The organism is Arthrobacter cheniae (assembly GCF_003602275.1).
In the GTDB taxonomy this organism is placed as follows: domain Bacteria; phylum Actinomycetota; class Actinomycetes; order Actinomycetales; family Micrococcaceae; genus Arthrobacter_D; species Arthrobacter_D cheniae.
Window position 1 is genome coordinate 638,615 of sequence record NZ_QZVT01000001.1, and the last position, 20,584, is coordinate 659,198.

General features: G+C 67.4%; 26 protein-coding genes and 1 tRNA gene. 17 read left to right on the plus strand and 10 right to left on the minus strand.

Annotated elements, in window-relative coordinates:
• Positions 1-3 precede the first annotated feature (3 nt).
• From D6T63_RS03050 to D6T63_RS19985, 4 genes are all read left to right on the plus strand, one after another.
• Positions 4-831 (plus strand): aldo/keto reductase, encoded by an 828-nt coding sequence (locus D6T63_RS03050; RefSeq protein WP_120147511.1) that lies wholly within the window; start codon positions 4-6, stop codon positions 829-831.
• Positions 832-963: 132 nt separating this feature from the next.
• Positions 964-1,560: a Rho termination factor N-terminal domain-containing protein gene (locus D6T63_RS03055; protein ID WP_120147512.1), complete on the plus strand. Its 597-nt coding sequence runs from the start codon at positions 964-966 to the stop codon at positions 1,558-1,560.
• A gap of 139 nt (positions 1,561-1,699) precedes the next feature.
• A complete protein-coding gene (locus tag D6T63_RS03060; RefSeq protein ID WP_235830510.1) occupies positions 1,700-2,476 on the plus strand; it encodes a sulfite exporter TauE/SafE family protein in 777 nt (258 codons plus the stop codon).
• A gap of 30 nt (positions 2,477-2,506) precedes the next feature.
• Positions 2,507-2,767, plus strand: coding sequence for a putative zinc-binding metallopeptidase (locus tag D6T63_RS19985; protein ID WP_120147513.1), 261 nt, complete (start codon positions 2,507-2,509; stop codon positions 2,765-2,767).
• 6 nt (positions 2,768-2,773) lie between these two features.
• On the opposite strand, the gene D6T63_RS03070 is transcribed toward D6T63_RS19985, so the two are convergent.
• Positions 2,774-3,436 (minus strand): pyridoxine/pyridoxamine 5'-phosphate oxidase, encoded by a 663-nt coding sequence (locus tag D6T63_RS03070; protein WP_220725864.1) that lies wholly within the window; start codon positions 3,434-3,436, stop codon positions 2,774-2,776.
• A 150-nt stretch (positions 3,437-3,586) separates the two neighbouring features.
• Here D6T63_RS03070 and D6T63_RS03075 point away from each other — a divergent pair, with 150 nt between their 5' ends.
• The 3 genes from D6T63_RS03075 to D6T63_RS03085 all read left to right on the plus strand — a co-directional run bounded on the left by D6T63_RS03075 (position 3,587) and on the right by D6T63_RS03085 (position 6,499).
• Positions 3,587-4,381 (plus strand): phosphatase PAP2 family protein, encoded by a 795-nt coding sequence (locus tag D6T63_RS03075; protein ID WP_120147514.1) that lies wholly within the window; start codon positions 3,587-3,589, stop codon positions 4,379-4,381.
• Between the two features lie 172 nt (positions 4,382-4,553).
• Positions 4,554-6,014 carry an amino acid permease gene (locus D6T63_RS03080; RefSeq protein ID WP_120147515.1) on the plus strand — a complete coding sequence of 487 codons (1,461 nt, stop codon included), beginning with the start codon at positions 4,554-4,556 and terminating at the stop codon, positions 6,012-6,014.
• A gap of 104 nt (positions 6,015-6,118) precedes the next feature.
• The gene (locus D6T63_RS03085) at positions 6,119-6,499 is read left to right on the plus strand and encodes a DUF4870 domain-containing protein (RefSeq protein ID WP_120147516.1); all 381 of its coding nucleotides are present in this window, start codon (positions 6,119-6,121) and stop codon (positions 6,497-6,499) included.
• Positions 6,500-6,561: 62 nt separating this feature from the next.
• On the opposite strand, the gene ppk2 is transcribed toward D6T63_RS03085, so the two are convergent.
• Complete coding sequence (gene ppk2, locus D6T63_RS03090; RefSeq protein WP_120147606.1) at positions 6,562-7,533, minus strand: polyphosphate kinase 2; 972 nt, start codon at positions 7,531-7,533, stop codon at positions 6,562-6,564.
• Between the two features lie 240 nt (positions 7,534-7,773).
• On the opposite strand from ppk2, the gene D6T63_RS03095 reads away from it, so the two are divergent.
• Positions 7,774-8,592 (plus strand): DUF1684 domain-containing protein, encoded by an 819-nt coding sequence (locus tag D6T63_RS03095; protein WP_120147607.1) that lies wholly within the window; start codon positions 7,774-7,776, stop codon positions 8,590-8,592.
• A gap of 39 nt (positions 8,593-8,631) precedes the next feature.
• Here the strand turns inward: D6T63_RS03095 and D6T63_RS03100 are convergent, their stop codons facing one another.
• The 3 genes from D6T63_RS03100 to D6T63_RS03110 all read right to left on the minus strand — a co-directional run bounded on the left by D6T63_RS03100 (position 8,632) and on the right by D6T63_RS03110 (position 10,072).
• Positions 8,632-9,234 (minus strand): sigma-70 family RNA polymerase sigma factor, encoded by a 603-nt coding sequence (locus D6T63_RS03100; RefSeq protein ID WP_220725865.1) that lies wholly within the window; start codon positions 9,232-9,234, stop codon positions 8,632-8,634.
• Positions 9,235-9,338: 104 nt separating this feature from the next.
• Positions 9,339-9,701: a glycosyltransferase gene (locus D6T63_RS03105; protein WP_120147517.1), complete on the minus strand. Its 363-nt coding sequence runs from the start codon at positions 9,699-9,701 to the stop codon at positions 9,339-9,341.
• A complete protein-coding gene (locus D6T63_RS03110) occupies positions 9,665-10,072 on the minus strand; it encodes a hypothetical protein (RefSeq protein WP_147394292.1) in 408 nt (135 codons plus the stop codon). Before D6T63_RS03110 ends, D6T63_RS03105 begins: the two co-directional genes overlap by 37 nt.
• A gap of 267 nt (positions 10,073-10,339) precedes the next feature.
• Here D6T63_RS03110 and D6T63_RS03115 point away from each other — a divergent pair, with 267 nt between their 5' ends.
• The gene (locus D6T63_RS03115; RefSeq protein WP_235830512.1) at positions 10,340-11,002 is read left to right on the plus strand and encodes an alpha-ketoglutarate-dependent dioxygenase AlkB family protein; all 663 of its coding nucleotides are present in this window, start codon (positions 10,340-10,342) and stop codon (positions 11,000-11,002) included.
• Here the strand turns inward: D6T63_RS03115 and D6T63_RS03120 are convergent.
• The 3 genes from D6T63_RS03120 to D6T63_RS03130 all read right to left on the minus strand — a co-directional run bounded on the left by D6T63_RS03120 (position 10,984) and on the right by D6T63_RS03130 (position 12,945).
• Positions 10,984-11,511: a mycothiol transferase gene (locus D6T63_RS03120; RefSeq protein ID WP_120147520.1), complete on the minus strand. Its 528-nt coding sequence runs from the start codon at positions 11,509-11,511 to the stop codon at positions 10,984-10,986. The genes D6T63_RS03115 and D6T63_RS03120 overlap by 19 nt on opposite strands.
• Positions 11,511-12,149 (minus strand): GNAT family N-acetyltransferase, encoded by a 639-nt coding sequence (locus tag D6T63_RS03125; protein WP_120147521.1) that lies wholly within the window; start codon positions 12,147-12,149, stop codon positions 11,511-11,513. The genes D6T63_RS03120 and D6T63_RS03125 overlap by 1 nt, the downstream gene beginning before the upstream one ends.
• 94 nt (positions 12,150-12,243) lie before the next feature.
• Entirely contained in the window at positions 12,244-12,945 is a 702-nt protein-coding gene (locus D6T63_RS03130) for a FadR/GntR family transcriptional regulator (RefSeq protein ID WP_120147522.1), read from the minus strand.
• 104 nt (positions 12,946-13,049) lie between these two features.
• On the opposite strand from D6T63_RS03130, the gene D6T63_RS03135 reads away from it, so the two are divergent.
• Positions 13,050-14,339 carry an alpha-hydroxy acid oxidase gene (locus D6T63_RS03135; protein WP_120147523.1) on the plus strand — a complete coding sequence of 430 codons (1,290 nt, stop codon included), beginning with the start codon at positions 13,050-13,052 and terminating at the stop codon, positions 14,337-14,339.
• Between the two features lie 161 nt (positions 14,340-14,500).
• On the plus strand, positions 14,501-14,626 hold the full coding sequence (locus D6T63_RS19990; RefSeq protein WP_268877997.1) for a hypothetical protein: 126 nt from the start codon (positions 14,501-14,503) through the stop codon (positions 14,624-14,626).
• 110 nt (positions 14,627-14,736) lie between these two features.
• On the opposite strand, the gene D6T63_RS03140 is transcribed toward D6T63_RS19990, so the two are convergent.
• A complete protein-coding gene (locus tag D6T63_RS03140; RefSeq protein WP_120147524.1) occupies positions 14,737-15,573 on the minus strand; it encodes a MerR family transcriptional regulator in 837 nt (278 codons plus the stop codon).
• A 211-nt stretch (positions 15,574-15,784) separates the two neighbouring features.
• Between D6T63_RS03140 and D6T63_RS03145 the strand changes: the two genes are divergently transcribed.
• The 6 genes from D6T63_RS03145 (at position 15,785) to D6T63_RS03170 (ending at position 20,376) form a co-directional block, all read left to right on the plus strand.
• Entirely contained in the window at positions 15,785-16,090 is a 306-nt protein-coding gene (locus tag D6T63_RS03145) for a hypothetical protein (protein WP_120147525.1), read from the plus strand.
• Positions 16,091-16,387: 297 nt separating this feature from the next.
• Entirely contained in the window at positions 16,388-16,846 is a 459-nt protein-coding gene (locus D6T63_RS03150) for a DUF2243 domain-containing protein (protein WP_120147526.1), read from the plus strand.
• Complete coding sequence (locus D6T63_RS03155) at positions 16,839-17,741, plus strand: cytochrome c oxidase assembly protein (protein ID WP_120147527.1); 903 nt, start codon at positions 16,839-16,841, stop codon at positions 17,739-17,741. Before D6T63_RS03150 ends, D6T63_RS03155 begins: the two co-directional genes overlap by 8 nt.
• A 46-nt stretch (positions 17,742-17,787) precedes the next feature.
• Positions 17,788-18,549 carry a hypothetical protein gene (locus tag D6T63_RS03160; protein ID WP_120147528.1) on the plus strand — a complete coding sequence of 254 codons (762 nt, stop codon included), beginning with the start codon at positions 17,788-17,790 and terminating at the stop codon, positions 18,547-18,549.
• A 135-nt stretch (positions 18,550-18,684) separates the two neighbouring features.
• Positions 18,685-20,004, plus strand: a complete 1,320-nt coding sequence (locus tag D6T63_RS03165; protein ID WP_120147529.1) for an alpha-amylase family glycosyl hydrolase — start codon at positions 18,685-18,687, stop codon at positions 20,002-20,004.
• A gap of 105 nt (positions 20,005-20,109) precedes the next feature.
• Positions 20,110-20,376 carry a hypothetical protein gene (locus D6T63_RS03170; RefSeq protein ID WP_120147530.1) on the plus strand — a complete coding sequence of 89 codons (267 nt, stop codon included), beginning with the start codon at positions 20,110-20,112 and terminating at the stop codon, positions 20,374-20,376.
• 77 nt (positions 20,377-20,453) lie between these two features.
• Here D6T63_RS03170 and D6T63_RS03175 read toward each other — a convergent pair.
• A tRNA-Ala gene (locus tag D6T63_RS03175) sits at positions 20,454-20,526 on the minus strand.
• Positions 20,527-20,584: the final 58 nt, after the last annotated feature.

Genomic DNA, 20,584 nt, shown 5'->3' on the forward strand with positions numbered 1-20,584 from the left:
CCCATGGCAGTCGCCCCCACCGTCCAACTGCGAGGCGGCGCCCACCTCCCCCTCCTCGGCCTCGGCACCTGGCCGCTCGACGACGACCAGGCGGCGGAGACCGTCAGCCTTGCCATCGGAACGGGATACCGCCTGATCGACACGGCTGAGAACTACCGCAACGAGAAGGGAGTGGGCGAGGGCATCCGCCGCTCCGGGATCGATCGCGAGGAACTGTTCATCACCACGAAGTTCAACAGCGAGCACCACAGCGTTGACGGCGTGCGGCGCGCCTTCGAGACGAGTAGCCGCCTGCTCGGACTGGACTACATCGATCTGCTCCTCGTCCACTGGCCGAATCCCGAACAGGGCCACCACGTCGAGGCCGTGCAGGGTATTGCCGCTCTGATGGAACAGGGTCTCGTGCGCGCGATAGGCACGTCGAACTACAAGCCGTCCCACCTCCAGCAGGTCATCGACGCCGGGATCGTGCCCGATGTGAACCAGATCCAACTCGACCCCCAGCGCCCCCGCATCGAGGAGCGCGCCTTCCACAACGAGCACGGCATCGTCACCCAGTCGTGGAGCCCCTTGGGTCAAGGCAGCGGACTGCTCGACGAGCCCGGTGTCGTCGCTATCGCGAAGGCACACGGCCGGACCACTGCCCAGGTAGTACTGCGGTGGCACGTGCAGCAGGGAATGGTCGCGATCCCGAAGTCCTCACATCCTGAGCGCCTCGCCCAGAACCTCGACATCTTCGATTTCGAGCTCTCCGGTGCCGAGCTCGCCCAGCTCTACATGCTGGAGTCGGGCGAGGCGGAGATCGTCGACTCGGACCAGTTCGGGCACTGAGCGCGGCCCTCCTTACTTCCGGAATTCCTTGACAGCGTCCGCAGCCGTGGGGAAGGTAGTAAGCACGCTTAGTTCACGGTCGGACGGATATCTCCGGTAGCGGCTGGAACATCGACCGGAAGGAAGACGATCATGGCGGACGCAACCGGCAATCAGACCCCCGACACCCCGGATTCAGGCGAGGACGACCTCCGAGGCAGGAAGGTTCCCGAACTCCGCGACCAGGCGAAGGAGGATGGTGTCTCGGGCACGTCCGGGATGCGCAAGGACGAGCTCGTCGAGGCGATCGTCGAAGCGGAGGAAGGCTCGGGAGACGAGCTGGACGAGTCTTCCGACGACGTCGGTGCAGGGCCCGACGACGGAAAGATCCGGACGGGACCGGACACCTCGAAGTCCCTCAAGTACTCGCAGGAGATCACCTCGCCCGATGAGGATCCCGAGCGCGAGGGACGCAGCCTGGCCACCACCCATCACGAGGTCATCAAGCAGTGGGCGGAAACGCGCGGCGGGCGGCCGGCGACGGTCGACGGGACCGAACACGGCGACCACCTCGGCGTACTCCGGCTCGACTTCACCGGCGAGACGGACAAGCTGCGGCACGTGAGCTGGGACGAGTGGTTCAGGACGTTCGACGAACGCCAGTTGAATTTCATCTACCAGGAGCAGCGCAAGGACGGCAACCAGTCGACCTTCTTCATCCTTGAGAGCCCGAACCGCGAGGATGCCTGACGGCCATCAGCATTCAGGCTGACACGCTTCCCGGCATATCCTTGGCGTGGCGACGTCCCGCCCGGGTGCCGCGACGTCCTGACGTCCTTCCACCGGGCGCGCGGGACGCACCGACGTAACCAGGAAGGACTCTGCCCGCTTGCTCCAGATCGCCGTCATCCTCGCCGCCGGCTTCTGGGCGGGCATGATCAACGTCGTGGTGGGCTCCGGAACGCTCGTGACGTTCCCGACCCTGCTGCTCTTCGGCTACCCACCGATCGTCGCGAACATCTCGAACAACATCGGGCTCGTCGGCGGTGGCCTGTCCGGCTCATGGGGCTACCGCCGCGAGATCGCCGCGAACAAGCGGCTCCTCCTGCGGCTGCTCCCCCTGTCGGTCCTCGGTGGTCTGGGCGGGGCATTCCTGCTGCTGATCCTGCCCGCGGAGGCCTTCCAGGCCATCGTGCCCGTGCTGATCATCATCGGCCTCGCGATGGTGGCGCTGGCTCCCCGGGTCCAGCGGGCTGCCGCAGCCAAGGCCGGCGACACCGCTCCCGATGCCCGGCCGTCGCGCCGTCGGGCGCTGCTCCTCCTGGCCGGAATCGGCGTCCTCGGTGTCTATGAGGGTTACTTCGGCGCAGCGCAGGGCATCCTGATCGTCGGCTTGATGAGCATGGTGACCATCGAGAGCCTCCAGCGGATCAACGCCATCAAGAACGTGCTCACCACAGCCGTCAACGGAGTCGCCGCCGTGACGTTCATGCTGTTCGCGTGGGACTCGATCAACTGGGCGCTCGTCCTCATCATCGCCGTCGGCGCGACGCTGGGCGGCTTCCTCGGCGCCAGGGTGGGGCGGAAGCTCTCCCCGCTCGCCCTGCGCGCCACCATCCTCGTGATCGGCACCGCCGCGCTGATCCGCATCGTCTTCTTCGGCTGACCCGGCTACACCTCCCACTCCCCGCCCAGAATTCCAGAATCCTCATGCGACGCTTCTCCTGGACGCCATCAAGGGCACTACGACGAGGGCGCTCCGGAGGGCTGGGAGAAGGAGCACATCTCCATGTACGCCACGATGCACCCGTACGAGGACTTCGCGGAAACCTTCGCCCATTACCTGCACATCTGCGACACGGTGGACACCGCTCCCGCCGTCGTCGCCAAGCTGGACTTCGTCCACAAGCTGCGTGTGCGGGTCGGGGAGCCCGTCGAGGGCACCCTCCGGCAGTAGGAAGCCCTACGGCCAGAGCATCTCCTGGCGCCAGCCCTCACCGAAGCGGGTGTAGAGCAGGCGGGTGTGGCGCCGGTCCTGGTCCGCCTGCCAGAACTCGACGGCGTCCGGAGCCACGGTGAAGACCGTCCACGTGGTCGAAGCGAGCCCTTCCGTGGCCTCGATGCGTCGCACCTGGTCGTCGACCGCCGCATCGAGCTCCTTGCGGCCCGGCATCACGGAGCTCTGGCTGCCGGCCAGTACGAGCGCGCGGGCCACGGGGTGCCTCCGCTGGAAATCGGCACGGTTCTCCTCGGTACCGCCGGTGGACACCGCGCCCCGGATCCGCACCTGGCGGCCGGCGGCGGGCCAGAAGAAGGTCAGGGCGGCCGACGGGTTCGCGGTGAGTTGCCTGCCCTTGGGGCTGTCCATGCTCGAGGCGATCTGGAAGCCGTCCTTCGTCAGATCCTTGAGGATCACCACCCGGGAATCCGGTAGCCCGTCCTCGCCCACCGTGGAGAGGTTCACGGCATGAGGAGCGGCGACGCCATCCTCCACCGCCCGCTGCAGCCATTCGACGAAGAGGTCGATCGGGGAGCTGGGCGCCGTGGCCGGGTCGAAGGGCGGCATCTCGTCGGGGAAGACGGGAACGCCGCGGACGATGTCGCGGATCAGGACTGGATCGCTCATGCCGTCAGCCTAGCCCGGGGGTGTGACGGCCCGCAGCCGGGGAGGACGCGGAGCAGGACCAGCGATACTCATCGGCGGCGATCGCGCAAACCGGCTCGGGGCCTACCAGCCGTGATGCCGATCCTGTCTCCTGCGGCATAGAGTCGATGGATGCCAGCGCATCAGGACCAGTACGTAGGACCACGCGACCTCACTCGATGGTCGTCGCCGGTCGGTCGGTTCCTCGTCCGGTGCGTCCGTCCGCTCGCTCGGTGGATCGGCCCGCACGCAGCGCTCCTGCTCCTCATCGCCGTGGGCGGCGGGGTCGCCGCGGCCCTGACGGCGGCCTCGGCCGAGGTCTACGAATCCGTGGTCGAGCGCAACGGGGTCGCGGCCCTGGACCAACCGGCCCTGGATCTCGCGGTCTCGCTCCGCGAGGATTGGTTCAACGCCTTCATCACGGGCTACACCAACATCGGTGGCCCGATCGGCATGCCCGTGCTCGCCATCTCGATCATGGTGCTGCTCGCCGTGCGCCGTCGATCCTGGACACCCGTGATCCTGCTCCCGGCAGCCGCCTTCGGCTCCCTGCTCATGACGGTTGCGGGCAAGGACGCCATCGGACGCCTGCGTCCCCCGATCGGGCTCGCCGTACCTCCCTACGAGTCGTCGCCCTCGTTCCCCAGTGGGCATTCCCTCAACGCCATCGTGATCGCCGGGATCGTCGCCTACCTGCTCGTGGTGCGGCAGAACCGTCGGCGCGCGCGGGGGATCACCATCATCGTGGCCATCCTCTTCGCCGTCACCATGGGCCTCAGCCGGGTGTACCTCGGCCACCACTGGCTCACGGATGTGCTGGTCGCCTGGACGCTCGGGATCGCATGGCTGGCCGTCGTCATCACCGCCCACCGACTCTTCCTGACGTTCCGCCTGCACCGGGCGGTGCTGCGGGAGACACGCGCCTGAGCCGCCGGACGGGCTCGACGCCATCTGCTCGGCTTGTTCGCCCCGCGTACCGTCGACGAACAGGTAAGCAGAATCAATGATTTTCCTTCGGGACCGCGAACTTCCCCTGACCCATCGACGCCTTCATACTTGCTGGGTGCAGAAAGCACTTCCCTCCTAGGAACGGACGACGATGTCGGAGAACTCAGGGTCGCAGGGCTCGCAATCGGTGCTACGGCGGAAACCCATCGATAATGTCGAGGACGAGACGGGCCGCTCCGGCCTGTTCAAGAGCCTGGGCCTGTGGCAACTGACCGCGATCGGCGTCGGCGGCATCATCGGTGTGGGAATCTTCACCCTTGCCGGCCTCGTGGCGAACGGCGGCGAGGACGGAACCCCGGTCGGTCCGGCCGTCCTGATCTCGTTCCTCGTCGCAGGGCTCGCGAGTGCCGCAGCCGCCCTGTCCTATGCCGAATTCGCCGGAATGATCCCCCGCGCGGGCTCCGCGTACACCTACGGCTACGTAGCGCTCGGCGAGATCATCGGGTGGTTCATCGGGTGGGACCTCCTGCTCGAGTACATCGCCATCGTGGCGGTCGTCGCCATCGGCATCTCGGGGTACTTCACCGAGTTCATGTCCGGCATCGGCGTCACCGTGCCCACCTGGATGCAGGGGACCCCGGACACCATCGAGGGCGGCCTGATCAACGTGCCCGCGATCGTGGTGTGCCTGCTCATCACCTTCATTCTCAGCCGCGGCACCAAGACCTTCGGCCGGTTCGAGCTCATCGCCGTGGGCCTCAAGATCCTCCTCATCCTCGGGATCGTCGGCCTCGGTTTCTTCTACGTGAACGCCGAGAACTACTCGCCGTTCCTGCCGTCGGGCTTCGGCGCCGTCTTCACGGGAGCCGCTACCGTCTTCTTCGCGGTCTTCGGTTACGACGCGATGAGCACCGCGGCGGAGGAGGCGACGGACGGCAAGAAGCACATGCCGAAGGCCATCCTCCTGTCCCTCCTGATCGCCATGGTGCTGTACGTCCTCGCGACCCTCGTCCTCACCGGCATGCAGAACTACCAGGACATCAGCCCCACGGCCGGCTTCGCGTCGGCGTTCCAGTCCGTGGGCCTCCCGGTCGTCGCGACCATCATCTCGGCCTTCGCGGTGATCTCCATCCTCACCGTCATGCTCACCTTCCTCCTCGGCGTGACCCGCGTCTGGTTCTCGATGAGCCGCGACGGACTCCTCCCGGCCTGGTTCTCCACGACGGACAAGAACGGCACGCCTCAGCGGGTCACCTGGATCGCAGGTATCGCCTCGGCTCTGCTCGCCGGGGTCTTCCCCATCCGCGCCGTCGCGGACCTCACCAACATCGGCATCCTCGCGGCATTCGTCGTCGTCTGCATCGCGGTGATCGTGCTGCGCCGGACGCGGCCCGAGGTCCCCCGCACCTTCCGGCTTCCGCTGATGCCGGTCGTCCCCGCCTTCGGCGTCCTCGCGTCGCTGTTCCTTATGCTGCAACTGGACTGGGAGACGTGGGTACGGTTCGGCATCTGGCTCCTGATCGGCCTCGCCCTGTACTTCTTCTACGGCCGGAAGCACTCGCTGATGAACCCCGACAGCCCGCGGCACGCCCTGCTGAAGAGCGACTCCTAGCGCCGACCGCACGTCCGGGCGTGCGGTAACGGGGAGGACGCGGGATGATGGTGCCCTGGAGCAGCAGCTCCGGGGCACCCGCCCAGCCGAGCAGGAGAAGCACGATGTCCCAGGATCCCTACCCGAGCGAACGTCCTTCCACCCAGCCCCTCCCTCCGTATCAGCAGCCGTACCAGCAGCCGTACGCATCGGGCGGCTACCAACCGGGCTTCTATCAGCCGTCCTACCAGTCGATGGAGGGTGAGAAGGCGGCGCAACTCTCCCTCATCCTCGGGCTGGTGGGGTTCTTCGTGGCCGGATTCGTCCTCGGGCCGCTTGCGATCTGGCAGGCATCGAAGGCGGAGAGCTTCGGCGTGCAGGCAACGGCCGGCAAGGTCCTCGGCTGGATCGTCACCATCCTCAACGTCCTGGCGGTCCTCGCAGTCGTCCTCTTCTTCGTCCTCTTCCTCGCGGGTATCAGCGCATCGGCGGGCTACAGCACCTGATCGGGCAGGGTCGCCGGTGACGCACGGGTGAGGGACCCGGCGGCCGGTCCGCGGACGACGGCCTAGAGGGTCGGGAAGAGGCTGCCGGTCTGGCGCTCCGCATCGAAGAGATGCGACGTCGGACCGGTTCCGACGATCAGCGGATCCGGTGTGCCAACGACGCCGTGGTCCTTCTCGTCGTAGTCGAGGACGGACAGGACATACCGCAGGGCTTCGATCCGCGCCCGCTTCTTGTCGTTGCTCTTGACGACCGTCCATGGAGCATCGGCCGTGTTCGTGTAGAAGAACATGGCCTCCTTCGCTTCCGTGTACTCGTCCCACTTGTCGAGTGACTGCAGGTCCATGGGACTCAGTTTCCAGCGCCGCACCGGGTCCGTGTGGCGCTGGGCGAAGCGGCGCCGCTGCTCCTCGCGCGACACCGAGAACCAGAACTTGATGAGGTGGGTGTCACTGCGAACGAGCATCCGCTCCAGTTCCGGAGCCTGGCGCATGAACTCGAGGTACTCGGTGGGCGTGCAGAAGCCCATGACGCGTTCGACGCCGGCGCGGTTGTACCAGGACCTGTCGAACAGCACGATCTCGCCGCCCGACGGAAGCACGGACACGTATCGCTGGAAGTACCACTGCGTCTGTTCGCGCTCGCTCGGCTTGTCCAGCGCCACGATCCTTGCACCGCGCGGATTGAGGTTCTCCGTGAACCGCTTGATGGTCCCACCCTTGCCCGCCGCATCCCGCCCCTCGAACAGAACCGCCACCTTCGCACGGTTCTCCCTGACCCACCCCTGCATCTTGAGCAGCTCGATCTGCAGTGCGCGCTTCGCCTTCTGGTACTCGCGCTCCGTCATCCGGACGTCGTACGGGTAGTCCTCCCGCCACGTCGGCTGGTCCGGGTGCGGCAGGAGCACGTGATTCTCGCCCTCGGCATGCGGCGTCGGCACCGGGACGGCCGGCGGCGCGCTGGGGGCTTCGTCGGCGGAAGAACCTGCTTCCCGCTCCTCCGTGAGCCCGCTTGCTGCGCCCGGTCCGTGTGTCATGTCCGTCTCCTCCTGCTGCACCCATGGGAGGGCTTCCCGTGGCACCGGCGCCATCGTGGATTGGCGATGCACCATGGCCGCGTCGATCCTTCATCGTGGCAGACGAAGCGCCGACCGGCACTCCGACCCGACGTCGCCGGGCCGGGTGGACGGATCGACACGGCCTTGCTAGTTCCGGGAATGCCGAGCGCGCGGCGCGGGTTGGAGGGGGTGCAGGATCCGACGGACCAGGAGGTCATGATGAGCACCACCACGCGAACGGCAGAGGAAGAGTGGCTGCGCTTCCGGGAAGCTCGTGAGGCGGCGCTGGCGGAGTCGCACGGCTGGTTGACGCTGACCTCCTTCCAGTGGCTTGCCGATGCTCCCTCAGGGGTCGAACTGGTCCCCGGGCTCTGGTCGGAGACGGATGGGACCGCCCGCGTGACTGCCCGAGCCGCCCACGCGCTCACGGACCTGACGAACGGCCGTTCGATAGACGGCACCGTCACGGCGACGCTCGACGACGAGGAATCGCTGTCCTGGGTCGCCTCCGACGGGCCGGATGGACGCCGCATCGTGGTGGAGCTCGCTCGTCGTGCAGGCCGTTATGTCATCCGGACCAGGGACGCCGAAGCGCCCACCCTCACCGGGTTCACGGGCGTGCCTGCCTTCGAGTACCGGCCCGACCTCGTGGTGGAAGGGCGATTCGAGCCCTACGACGAACCGGTCGACGAGCGCATCGGCACGGCCCACCCCGAGGTACCCGGAACGCACCGCTCGGTCGGCGACGTCGTGTTCCGGCTTCCGGGTGAGGACGGCGACTTTCGGCTGCGCGCCTCGCAGGAGAACACCGGGACCCTCGCCATCACCTTCCACGATGCCACCAACGGCGTCTCGACGGCCCCCTGGCGCAAGGTGACCGTGCGCCGACCGCGCCGGGATGGCACTGTGATCCTCGATTTCAACAGGACGGTCAATTATCCGAGCGCGTTCACGCCGTTCGGCACGTGCCCGGCGCCCGTGGACGGGAACGTCATCGGGGCCGCCGTCGAGGCCGGCGAGAAGATGCCACGCCCCTGACGCACCCCTCGGTTGTCGGTTCCCAGGCTGGGCGTCCGATCAGGCAGGCGAACGATCGGTTCGCAGGCTCATGACGCCCTCGCGGATCCGGCTTCTGACCGTCCCTGTTGCGGTTCCGAGCTGCCGCGCCGTCTCGTCATAGGTCAGCCCGCCGAAGTAGGCGAGATCGAGGGCCTCCCGCTGCAGTGGCTGAAGGCCGCCCAGAGGGGTGGCGAGTTGCCTGGCCCCGTGATGGTCGAGGACGTCCTGCACCACCGGTGTAGGGCCGGCTGCGGAGTCGGGACGCGCCCTGGCGCCGGCCGCTTCGACCGGCGACATCACCGAACGGACCCGATCGATGGCTTTCCGTCGCGCGATCGAGAGGATCCAGGTCGGCGCGCTGTCCTGGTCGGGATCGAAGGATGCGGCCTTCGACCAGAGCTCCAGGAAGATCTCCTGCGCCACCTCCTCGCTCATCACCGGATCCGCGACGACCCTCCGGACGAGCCCGAGTACACGGGGTGCTGCCAGCCTGTACAGCTCCGCAAAAGCAGCCGTGTCCGCCTGGGCGATACGGGCGAGGAGCACCACCAGCGCGTTGTCTGCCTCCTGGCTTCCCCCGAACGCGGGGGTTGCGGATATGGCGGATGTCCCGGACGTCACCGGGTCACGGTCCGAAGCCGGACGGGGTGAGGAAGACGCTGGAACAGGTGCATGAAGACCTCCGGCAGAAAATAGCTAACTAAATGAGCAATATACCTCTCTAACTATCTCCTGCACAGCCCGCTCCCTCCGCCTGGTTCCCGGGGTAGATTCTCCGGGTCTCGGTCCGACGGTTCCGGCTGGTGATCCAGTGGGTCGGATAGATCTTCGGCAGGATGTTCACAAGCGCCAAGGAGGCGTAGATGACCGTGTTGATGGCGACGAACACGGCAAGGATCGCCGGCTTCGTGTGCCAGACGGATGGTGGCATCCGTGCAGTTGTCGGCGACGACGATGATGCGATCGGGCCGGTGCGACTGGCTCTTGAGCGACGCGATGGTCTGCGGGAGGGAGGCCTCTTCGTTATGGGCGGGGATGAGGACGGTGACCGTTACCTCGCCTGCGAACCCGCCATGGTTGGCGCCCATGACGACTTTGGGGGCTGGTGGCCGGGGTTCATGGATCGGCGGGACGTGGTGGTGATGCGCCGCTCCACCAGGGCGAGTCCGGTGCCTGCCAGGAGCGCCAGGGCGATGGCGGCGAGGATGATGCTCACCTCCGGAGCGTCGGAACTGTAGAGGACGCTCCACAGGCCGATGACGGCGTCGTTCGGTTCGGTGATCGTGGAATCGGGTCCGTTCGCCGCGACGGCAACCCATAGCAGAGCGGCGGCGGCAGTGACCAAACCGACGATCACGAGACCGACGATGCGGTCGAGCTTGCCCTTGGACGCGTAGGGCGCCTCCGGCCCGGTCCCGTCCGGGTCCGGGCTGCGGGTGTGGGCGGCACTGTGCGTCATCGTCATCATGGTTCGTTTCTCTCGAGACCTCGGCCCCGGCGGCTTCTCCTGGAGCGCCTGGCTGGATGCAGCACCGCCACCCCCAGCAGGCGCGGTGCTTCTCCTCCGAGTCTTCCCTGTCAGCCTCAACCGGGTCCCACGCGGAGACCGAGGAAAGGATCAATGAAGGGCGTGGGTTCTATGGCAGCTCGTCCGGGCCGAGCAGCAGGACTGGTGAGGGAGGCGCACCCGATGCCGGCAGCACCGGGTGCGGAGCACAATAGTGGTGTGACCGAGGCATTCGATGCTCTGATTCCACGCCCCCGCCGGGAACTGGCGCCCGGTGCCGTGCATCTTCCGGGCTGGCTCGACGCCGGACGGCAGCGCGAACTGGTGGGGCTCTGCCGCTCGTGGGCGAGCGGCCCCGTGCCGATGCGCGCCGTGAAGATGCCGAACGGCGGCGTCATGTCCGTGAGGAGCGTCAGCCTGGGCTGGCACTGGCTCCCCTACCGGTACAGCCGCACGGCCGACGACGTCGGAGGCGCCGCCGTCGCACCCTTCCCGGACGTGCTGGGTGACCTGGGCCGCGAGGCCGTGGAAGCCGCCTACGGACCGGACGAGGGCTCGCGGTACGAACCCGATGCCGCGCTCATCAACTATTACGACGACGCCGCGAAGATGGGCATGCACCAGGACCGGGAGGAGCGCGTCAACGCTCCCGTGGTGTCCCTCAGCCTCGGCACGGCATGCACCTTCCGCTTCGGCAACACGGAGAACCGTAACCGCCCCTGGCAGGACGTCGAACTCGCCTCGGGCGATCTCTTCGTCTTCGGAGGACCTTCCCGCTTCGCTTACCACGGGGTCCTCAGGACGCTGCCGGGAACGGCCCCGACCGGCATCGGCTTCGAGGGCCGGCTCAACATCACCCTCCGTCAGACCGGACTCGGCTGACCTCCGGCAAGGATAATCCCCCGCGCGTAGGCGGCCTGGCCTGCGTGCTGGACCGCGTCGTCGACCACGCTCACGAGCCGGACCAGCAGCGTGACCGGAGGATCCCACCGCTCATCCACCACCCTGCCGAGGTCCGCGTCGCTGAGGCCCGCGACGAGGCCCTGCGAAAGGTCATGGACGGCATCGAAGTAGTCGAGCAACTGTTCGGCCGAGGCGACCTTCACGGAGTCGACCTGAGCGGACGAGTGCCCGTACCCAGTATCCGTCCGGTCCAGTTCAAGTCCCCACCGGTCGGCGTACCCGCCCGTCAGCCACAGCTCGTCACGGCCGAACGCGTCCGCGAGGTGGCTGTCCTCGACGCGCGTCAGGTGCCAGATCAGCCACGCGATCGAGTTCGCCGAGCCGCCCGGGCGCAGGGAGAGCTGATGCGCGTCGAGGCCCTCGACGGCGGTCCGGACAAGTTCGGGCAGCCGGCTGAACGCCTCTGCCAGCGCCTCGACCGACGCCATCAGGCGTCGCGCCCCGCGTGGTCGGCTCGGGAGGCCAGAAGGCGGGCGAAGCGGCGGCGCTGCGCCGCTGGGATGAGCGAGAGGTACTGCGGATGGGCGGCCAGGAAATTTTGTGCCTCGGGGCAGTAGGGCACGACGGCGAGCCGACGGCGGTGCGCGTTGAGGAGGACCGCCTGCATCAGGACGGGCTCGAGTCCCATGCGGCGGAACCGAGGATCGATGACGGAGTGCAGCAGGAGCACGTGGCTTCCGCGCATTTCGTACTGCATGTACCCGGCCATGACGCCATCGCGGAAGAGCTCGAACCGGGAGAAGAGTGCGTTGTCGCGGAACGTCTCGCGGGCAGCCACATCGGTCCCGCGCCGTTCGGCCTGGCGTTCACGGCGCTCGAGCTCCTCGACCAGGGCCTCGTACTGCTCCCGGGTCTCGAGGGCCGGGTGGTCCGTGTCCAGCTGCTCGTAGGTGCGGTTGCACAGCAGGCGTAGCTCACGCGTGCTGACGTCCGTGAAGTCTGCGGGGAAGTCCAGATCCTGCGACTGGCGCACCGGGGCGAGGTGCCTGGACCGCCCGTTCCAGGGCGGCGAGGGCTCGTCCTTGCGTGCGGTGGGATGGTCGAGCATCTGCGGCAGGCGTTCCATGGTTAGCTCCACGTCCGGTGGGTCCACGGCCGTCTGCTCGACCAGTAGGTGCAGTTTAGGTGACCTGCGTCATATTAGAAAGCCCGGCAGGCTGTCAAGCGCTGTCGGAATGCCTGTGGATACCCGACTCGCGGTAGAACCCCTCGATATGGTCCCTCACCAGGTGTGCCGCGTGAGCTCCCTGGCCTCCCACGACGGCCGCCAGGATAGCGCGGTGCTCCCGGCGCAGCCGTTCCGAGGTGGTGGTCCAGACGGGCAGGCCCGCGGTCAGGCGCTGGGTGTAGTCGGCGATCGACCCTCGAAGTGATCCCATCATGGCCCCGATCAGCACATTGCCCGCGGCCTCTGCGAGCGCGACGTGGAAAAGGGCATCGCGCTCGAGGAACCCGGCGGGTCCGTCGTGGTGCCTGTCCATCTCGTCGAGGAGCGCCGCGGCCCGCTCGAGGGCAGGAGAATCCCGCGAGGCGTGCTCCACGCACCATGTCTCGAGCAGGAGCCGTGTCTCGACGATGTCCTTGATGGGCAGGTGCGCACTTGCCACGTGGAGCCTCAGCGCGGCGTCCAGGGCGAGTGCCGGGTTGCCCGTGATGATCGTGCCCGCCTGCGGACCGGAACCGACGCCGGCCCGTACGACGCCGAGTGCCTCGAGGACGCGGGTTCCTTCCCGCACGGATGCGCGGCTGATGTTCAGATGCTCCGCCATGGTGCGCTCTCCGGGCAGGCGTGAACCGATGGCGAGCCGCCCCGCAGCCAGTTCCTGTTCGAGCCAGACCGAGACCACCTGATGGTTACGCATGCCGCCATCCTAGCTTGTGTGGTCCGACCACAGGACGTAGTATCTGTGGTCGGACCTCAGGTCCTCTGCGTTACCCGCACCCGCCCGACGAACGAAGGCACGCCATGCAGACACTCCCCAGCGCAGCTGTTCCGCCGGCCCTCAAACGCCGCATCCCTCGAGTTGCGGACCTCGCTCCCCTCATGCAGTTCAAGAAGCCGGAGTTCGGCGCGGCAGCGAGACTGCAGCGGGCCAATACCATCTGGGACCTGCGCGACATGGCGAAGCGGCGCACTCCCACGGCCCCCTTCGACTACACCGACGGTGCCGCCGAAGCGGAGATCTCTCTCGGCCGGGCGCGCGAAGCCTTCCTCGATCTGGAGTTCCGGCCGGGCATCCTCCGAAATGTGCAGACGGTCAGCACCGTCACGCCCATCCTCGGCGGCAGCTCCGCGCTGCCCTTCGGTATCGCACCGACAGGATTCACCCGCATGATGCAGTCCGAGGGCGAGTACGCCGGGTCGCAGGCCGCGGAGGCGGCGGGAATCCCCTACACACTCTCGACGATGGGCACCGCTTCCATCGAGGACGTCGCGCAGGCCGCTCCCAACGGACGCAACTGGTTCCAGCTCTACCTGTGGACGGACCGGGACCGCTCGATGGAGCTCATCGCCCGTGCCGCCGCCGCCGGGAACGATACCCTCATGGTCACCGTGGACACCGCCGTCGCCGGCGCCCGCCTCCGCGATGTCCGCAACGGCATGACCATTCCGCCGGCCCTCACCCTGAAGACCGTTCTCGACGCCTCCTACCGTCCGGCCTGGTGGTTCAACTTCCTCACGCACGAACCGCTCTCCTTCGCCTCGCTCTCGCGCTATTCAGGCACGGTCGCGGATCTCATCAACTCGATGTTCGATCCCACGCTCACCTACGAGGACCTCGACTGGCTGCGCAGCGTCTGGAAGGGGAACCTCGTGGTGAAGGGGATCCAGACGCTCGACGACGCGAAGAAGGCCGTGGACCACGGAGCCGACGGGATCATCCTGTCCAACCACGGCGGCCGACAGCTCGACCGCGCTCCGATCCCCCTCCATCTGCTGCCGCGCGTGGCCGCAGAGCTGACGGGCAAGACGGACATCATCCTCGATACCGGCATCATGAGTGGCGGCGATATCGTCGCGGCCGTAGCCCTCGGCGCGGATTTCACACTGATCGGTCGGGCGTACCTCTACGGCCTCATGGCCGGCGGGCGCAAGGGCGTGGACCGCACCATCGAGATCCTCGGAACGCAGACCGCCCGCACCATGCAGCTGCTCGGCGTGAACCGCATCGAGGACCTCAACCCGGACCACGTCCGCCTGCTCGGTGACGCGACCGCGGATGTGGAGCTACCCAGGGCCGCCGTGACCCTCTGACTGCGGCCCGCCACCAGTACCACATCGTCGTCGGCACATCCTCATTTTCGTCAGCGGTCGCGGTGCCTACCAGTGCGCCCGTTCCGGGTGCACGATTATCGGGTCATGCTGCGGCAGGCCACGGCAGGGCCGCGGACCGGTTCGACGAAAGGGATCAACCTATGGCGGACATCGGTGGAATGGCCGACAAGGCCAAGGACTATGCACAGGACAACCCGGAAAAGGTGGACCAGGCCAAAGACAAGGCAAAGGACACCCTCGACGGCAAAGACGGCGAAAAGAAGTAACCCGTAACCGTCGACGGAGGCCGGACCGCCCCAGGTGGTGCGGCCTTCCGTCTTGATTCCCACACCCTGGAACGGATGCCACCATCCGGCGGCCTCTCCGGCCCAGCTCGCTAGCTGTCGGCCGGCCCGGAGACAGGGAATGCGATGTGTGCCACCGGTTCGTCCTCGGGTCCGGTGCTGGGGTCGGCGAAGTAGTACTCGCGAGGCGGTCCTGTCTGCGTGAGGTCACTCCGGGTTATCCAAGCCTCGACGGCGTCGTACGCGGAGAGGATGTCCGGGTAACGGATCTGGGCGCGGCTGATGGTGACGAACGCTTCGTGGTGCGCCGGCTCCACCCTGGTGGGCAAGGTCGCCTCGATGGCTCGTCCGGGGTCGATGGGGACTGCCGACTCGACGGGTCCGTCGCTGTCCTCGGAGACGTCGCCGTGGTAGATCACGATCGATGCCGCCGTCTGTCCTCCGACAGCAGCGGCGGCTGCAAGTTGTCGCAGCCCTGCCTGTACGATCCAATCGCTCAGACGTGCGACGTCGACGTAGTCCTGTTCGGTAAGGAGCGTCTGCGTGGGTACTCTGCGAGTTGTTACAGGGAACATGGTGTAGGAATCTTTTCCACCGGTAATGACCTGGGAGAGGTGCTCGACGACGGTGCGGCGGTCGTTGAACTCCGCGACAGCCCGGCTCCACCAGGCTGCGATGTGGGAGTCACGTTGTTCGCGCGGTGCCTGCATCAGCTCTGCTACTGATCGCATCGGCATACCGGCGCGCCGCAGCATCCTGATCAACCGTGCGTCGCGCAGTTGCTCGGAGGCATACAAGCGGTAGCCCGATTGCGGATCCCACTTCTCCGGCACCAACAGACCGTTCTCGGCGTAGAGACGCAGAGCTTTGGGTGAGAGTCGCGCACGCTGCGCGAAGACCCCTGCTGTGAGCCAGGTCGAATCAGTCATCAGCCCTCCCTCGAGCGGCCAGCGACCGCGGTGGAGTCCAGCATCGACCCCGCCCCAAGGGCGAAGTCAACACCCTCCCGCAACCCACTATCGAGGGAAGCATCGTCCTGATCGGGAAAGCCTCGATCCCGGTCTATCATTCATCCAGTGGACCTGCCTAGGGCGGGTTCGGAAACATAAGTCTGGGGAGACGAATATGGAGCGTGGGCGGATGCATTATCCGTTGCGTTACAGGCGCGCGCGATCGCTGCTGTACGTGATCGGCCTGTTCTGGCTGTGGCTGTGGCTCGGCAGCGCGGCCCTGATGGAAGGCCTCTACCACTCGCCGCTGCACGCGGCCCTGGCGATGTACGCCCTCGCCGTCGCTGTCCTGGTTTCCCTCCCCACGGCGTTGCTGGCCGCACTCCGCATGATCCTCACGCACCCGCAGCGCACAGCCCTCATCGTTCCCCTTCCCGTAGCCTCCCGTCGGGCTGGCGAGACCGCCCACTGGTGGTATGGCAAAAAAGTCTCCTGAACAAGGAACTCATCGTCCGAGGTCCGCACTCGGGCGAACCGATCGTCCGAGGTCCGCACTCGGGCGAACCGATCGTCCGTGGCCCGCTCCACGCCGGCCAGGTCTCGACACAGCGAAGCCCCGATGCCGACTGCTTCCGCCTGTGGCGTGAATGTGCTGGACGCTCCTCCTGCACTGCTGGCACGCTGAAGGGGTCCGGATCCTTCGACGACGGGGAACACCATCGCTTCGTCCACCCGCCCTCCGACCCCCGGTCCCCGGACCGGCGCTGCGCGCCTCGAAAGTCGGAACGTCCTCGTGGGCATCCTGTTCGGCTGCGGCATCATCGCCTTCCTCGACGAGGCCGTGTTCCACCAACTCCTGCACTGGCACCACTTCTACGACCGCTCCACGCCCGCGGCCGGTCTCGTGTCCGATGGCCTCTTCCATGCGTTCAGCTGGTTCGCGACCGTCGCTTCCCTCTTCCTGTTCGCCGACCTCAGGCGACGCGGGTCACTGCACACCCGCCGATGGTTGGGCGGCATCCTCGTGGGTGTCGGTGCCTTCCAACTGTTCGACGGACTCGTGCAGCACAAGCTCCTCGACCTGCACGAGATCCGGTACGGCGTGGACCTCCTCCCCTATGACCTGATGTGGAACGGAGCGGCGCTGGCGTTCCTCGTGGCCGGGCTCCTCGTAGTGCTGGCGGCGCGGCGCACAGAGGGCGGGACCAGAGGGAAAGGCCGGGGCAGGGACCCGGACGCGCAGCATGCCTGACGTCCTCCACCGGGTGGCTCTCGACAACCCGCTCCTGCAGCATCCGTTCGTTCTTCACCACGGAGAAGCCGGGACCGCGTCCGGCACGGGTGACCTCAGCGCCTTCGCCCTGGAAACCGCCGTCGTCCTCGTGTGGCTGGGACTCGCCGCGGGCTACCTCGTCGCGGGCCGCGCCGCCGTGCTGCGCGGGCGGACGCAGTGGCCGGTGCGGCGCACGGTGTCCTGGCTCACCGGCATCGGGCTGGGCCTTGCCGTGACCGCGGGTCCCATCTCCTCGACGGCTGCGGGGAGCCTCACGGTGCACACCGCGGTCCACCTCGTCCTCGGCCTGCTCGTCCCCCTCCTGCTGGTACTCGGCAGGCCCGCGACCCTGGTCCTCCGGGCCGTCCCCGCTTGTGCAGGTCGGCGACTCACCGGAATGGCCGGAAGCGCGCCGCTCCGGATGATCGGGCATCCCATGGTCGCGCTGCTGCTCACCGTGGTGCCGATGGCATTCCTCTACTGGGACGGAACGGCCCTTCCACTGCTCCACCACCCCTTGCTCGGGCCCCTGATCCACGTGCACTTCGTGGCCTCGGGCGCACTCTTCACCTACGCCGTCGTCGGACTGGATCCCAACCCCCACCGGGCTTCCGAAGGGGTTCGCGCGGCCGCGATCCTCGCGTCGATCGCGGCGCACGGGGTCGTGGCCAAACACCTCTACTCCGCCGCCGGTCGTGGTGGGCTACCGCCCGACGCCGAGCAGGCGGCCCAGCTCATGTACTACGGCGGGGACGCGGTGCACGTCCTGCTGCTCGTGGTCTTCTGCGCGCACATCTACCGCCGTACCGGCAGGCACCTCCCCCGGCTCCCGATACGGCACAGCTCGGAGGGTTCGCCCGGCCGGGTTGTGTAACCTTGCCGGAGCGGGCCGAGGGTCCGGCAGCCACCGAAGGATCCCCATGCCACGCGTCATCCCCCTTGCGGGACTCTCCCTTGCCGCCCTTCTCGCACTGACGGCGTGCTCGTCGTCGCCGGCATCGAGCGGTCCGTCCGAGTCGGCATCGAGCGGTCCGTCCGAGTCCCCATCGGCCACCAGCGGGACCGGGGCGGGTAGCGAGGAGACGGGGTCCTACTCCTCCGACGACCTCGCGACCATCCTCGGGACCGTGACCCAGGCGGACGGGACATCCCTGCAGATGATCCCCACCGCGCAGATCGAACAGAGCATGGATCAGGCCCGGCAGTTCCTCGAGGCCGTGACAGTCACTCCGGAGGACTGCAAGGTCTTCGTGTCGAACAGTCTCGAGGCGCCCGAGGGCGCGGGGGTTGCGACGGGCGTCTCCAGCTCCAACGGGGACGCCGTCCAGACCATCGTGTCGGCTGCATCCTCCGCGGACATCGACTCCTCCAAGGGCCTCGCGGCAGTTCCTGCAGCAGCGCTGGAGGTCTGCTCGTCGTTCAGCGTGGACGCGCAGGGCGTGGTGATCGAACAGACCGTCGAAGCGGTGGATGCCTCGACGAAGGCCGAGAGCACCGTGGGAACCTCGTCCGTGCAGTCGTCCTCGGACGGCGGGAAGCAGCAGACAATGACGATCATCGGCACACGCGGGGACCTCGCCGTGACGGCCCTCCGCACTGCCAAGGACACCCTGCCGGACGGCACCCAGGACGAACTCCAGGACCTCGTCGACGCCACGTTCACCGCCGCCGAGCGGGGCTGAACCGAACGCCCCGGAGGGGACGAGTATCGAAGGACGCGCACGAGGCCAGGGATCTCCGGGCACCTCCTCGTCGACGTAGGCTGAGTGGGATGCGGCCCGGGCCGGCCGCAGAATCGTTGGAAGGGTAACCAGCACGTGAAGAATTCCTCCTGGGTCGAACATGCCATCTGGTGGCAGGTCTACCCCCTCGGTTTCGTCGGGGCCGAGAAGTCGGCCATCGAGCAGCCGTCCGCCGAACACCGACTCCTGGATCTGGTGCCGTGGCTCGACTACGTGGTCGGGCTGGGCGCGTCGGGGCTGGCACTCGGCCCCGTCTTCGCCTCCGAGACGCACGGGTACGACACCACCGACTACTTCCGGATCGACCCCCGCCTCGGCACGCTCGAGGACTTCGACACCCTCGTGGCCGAAGCCCACCAGCGCGGATTGCGGATCCTGCTCGACGGCGTCTTCAACCACGCAGGGCGTTCGTTCGCCGCGTTCCAGGATGTCCTGGCCCAGGGTCCGGAAGCCGCCACCGTGAGCTGGTTCACGTTGGAGTGGCCGGAGGGCGCGGGTCCCGGCGTCGAGCCCCGTTACCGCGACTTCGAGGGCCACCACCATCTCGTGGCCCTCAACCACGACGAACCGGCCGTCGCGGACTTCGTCGTCGACGTGATGGAGTACTGGCTAGGCCGGGGCGCGGACGGCTGGCGACTCGATGCCGCCTACGCCGTCCCGTCGTCGTTCTGGGCAGGCGTGACCGCACACGTCCGGGCATCCCATCCCGACGCCTACTTCGTCGGCGAGTACATCCACGGCGACTACGCAGCCGAGGTGCGTGCCGGGGGCCTCGATTCGGTCACCCAGTACGAGCTGTGGAAGGCGGTCTGGAGCTCCCTCAACGATGCCAACTTCTTCGAACTGGCGGCCGCCCTCGATCGCCACAACGCGCTCCTCGCCTCCTTCGCACCGCTGACCTTCATCGGCAACCACGACGTCACCCGCATCGCGAGCAAGGTGACTGATTCCGCCCTGGTGCCGCATGCCGTCGTGCTCCTCCTCACGGTGGGCGGGACGCCGTCCATCTACTACGGGGACGAGCAGGGCTACCGCGGGGTCAAGGAGGACAGGGCAGGGGGCGACGACGACGTCAGGCCCCTGTTCCCGTCCTCTCCCGCGGCCCTGTCCCCCATCGGGAAGCCGGTCTTCGACGTCCACCACCAGCTGATCGGCCTCCGACGGCGCCACCCCTGGCTGCACCGCGCGACGACGCAGGTCCTGGAACTGTCGAACGAGGTGTTCGCCTACCGCGTGGCCGCCGATGGACCGGATGCCCTGGTGGTGGCCCTCAACCTGTCCGACGGCGAGCGTCAGGTCGACGCCGGAGGTGCGGCCACCGTCCTGGCAGGCACAGCAACGGTCGACGGCGGCAGGGCACTGGTCCCCGCTCGTGGCTGGGTGGTGCTCGGCTAGAGGGGACCTTCCCCTGCCCGGCCCCCGGTCAGGGGCCGGGGATAGCTGTCGCGTCAGCCGGCCGAGGGGATAATGGGTGCAGGTCCAGTACAGGAAGGAAGCCCGATGAGCCCGCAGTACCCCCAGGGGGACCTCGACTCGGTCGACTTCACACCCTGGCCGCGCCCCGTCCCCCTGCACGTCCTGAACGGCGTGAAGAAGTTGCTGCTCGTGGCCGCGATTCTCCTCGGAATGCATCAACTGCTGCCTGGCACGAGCATCGGATCCTCCCTGAGCAGCACGTTCACCCTCCTGGTGGTGATGTCCTGGCTCAGTCCGCTCGCGCGGATCCTGGCGGCACGTCCCTGGGCACGGAAGTCCGCCGACGAGTAGCAGGTATCACCGCACGAATTGATCACGAAAAAGCGAGGCCCCCGTGGGCGGGAGCCTCGCTTCTTGGTGCGGAACCGTGGAGCTTAGGGGAATCGAACCCCTGACCTTTTCATTGCGAACGAAACGCTCTACCAACTGAGCTAAAGCCCCGCACATCTCTTCCGGACACCAACACTGTACCCAAGAGGACGGCCTGATCCCAAAGTGC

Bases quoted from the DNA above. Each gene is read 5' to 3' on its own strand.
- D6T63_RS03050 (WP_120147511.1), top strand. From the start codon at position 4: ATGGCAGTCGCCCCCACCGTCCAACTGCGAGGCGGCGCCCACCTCCCC.
- D6T63_RS03055 (WP_120147512.1), top strand. From the start codon at position 964: ATGGCGGACGCAACCGGCAATCAGACCCCCGACACCCCGGATTCAGGC.
- D6T63_RS03070 (WP_220725864.1), bottom strand. From the start codon at position 3,436: ATGAGCGATCCAGTCCTGATCCGCGACATCGTCCGCGGCGTTCCCGTC.
- D6T63_RS03075 (WP_120147514.1), top strand. From the start codon at position 3,587: ATGCCAGCGCATCAGGACCAGTACGTAGGACCACGCGACCTCACTCGA.
- D6T63_RS03080 (WP_120147515.1), top strand. From the start codon at position 4,554: ATGTCGGAGAACTCAGGGTCGCAGGGCTCGCAATCGGTGCTACGGCGG.
- D6T63_RS03085 (WP_120147516.1), top strand. From the start codon at position 6,119: ATGTCCCAGGATCCCTACCCGAGCGAACGTCCTTCCACCCAGCCCCTC.
- ppk2 (WP_120147606.1), bottom strand. From the start codon at position 7,533: ATGACACACGGACCGGGCGCAGCAAGCGGGCTCACGGAGGAGCGGGAA.
- D6T63_RS03095 (WP_120147607.1), top strand. From the start codon at position 7,774: ATGAGCACCACCACGCGAACGGCAGAGGAAGAGTGGCTGCGCTTCCGG.
- D6T63_RS03105 (WP_120147517.1), bottom strand. From the start codon at position 9,701: ATGGGCGCCAACCATGGCGGGTTCGCAGGCGAGGTAACGGTCACCGTC.
- D6T63_RS03110 (WP_147394292.1), bottom strand. From the start codon at position 10,072: ATGACGCACAGTGCCGCCCACACCCGCAGCCCGGACCCGGACGGGACC.
- D6T63_RS03120 (WP_120147520.1), bottom strand. From the start codon at position 11,511: ATGGCGTCGGTCGAGGCGCTGGCAGAGGCGTTCAGCCGGCTGCCCGAA.
- D6T63_RS03125 (WP_120147521.1), bottom strand. From the start codon at position 12,149: ATGGAACGCCTGCCGCAGATGCTCGACCATCCCACCGCACGCAAGGAC.
- D6T63_RS03130 (WP_120147522.1), bottom strand. From the start codon at position 12,945: ATGCGTAACCATCAGGTGGTCTCGGTCTGGCTCGAACAGGAACTGGCT.
- D6T63_RS03135 (WP_120147523.1), top strand. From the start codon at position 13,050: ATGCAGACACTCCCCAGCGCAGCTGTTCCGCCGGCCCTCAAACGCCGC.
- D6T63_RS19990 (WP_268877997.1), top strand. From the start codon at position 14,501: ATGGCGGACATCGGTGGAATGGCCGACAAGGCCAAGGACTATGCACAG.
- D6T63_RS03140 (WP_120147524.1), bottom strand. From the start codon at position 15,573: ATGACTGATTCGACCTGGCTCACAGCAGGGGTCTTCGCGCAGCGTGCG.
- D6T63_RS03145 (WP_120147525.1), top strand. From the start codon at position 15,785: ATGCATTATCCGTTGCGTTACAGGCGCGCGCGATCGCTGCTGTACGTG.
- D6T63_RS03155 (WP_120147527.1), top strand. From the start codon at position 16,839: ATGCCTGACGTCCTCCACCGGGTGGCTCTCGACAACCCGCTCCTGCAG.
- D6T63_RS03160 (WP_120147528.1), top strand. From the start codon at position 17,788: ATGCCACGCGTCATCCCCCTTGCGGGACTCTCCCTTGCCGCCCTTCTC.
- D6T63_RS03170 (WP_120147530.1), top strand. From the start codon at position 20,110: ATGAGCCCGCAGTACCCCCAGGGGGACCTCGACTCGGTCGACTTCACA.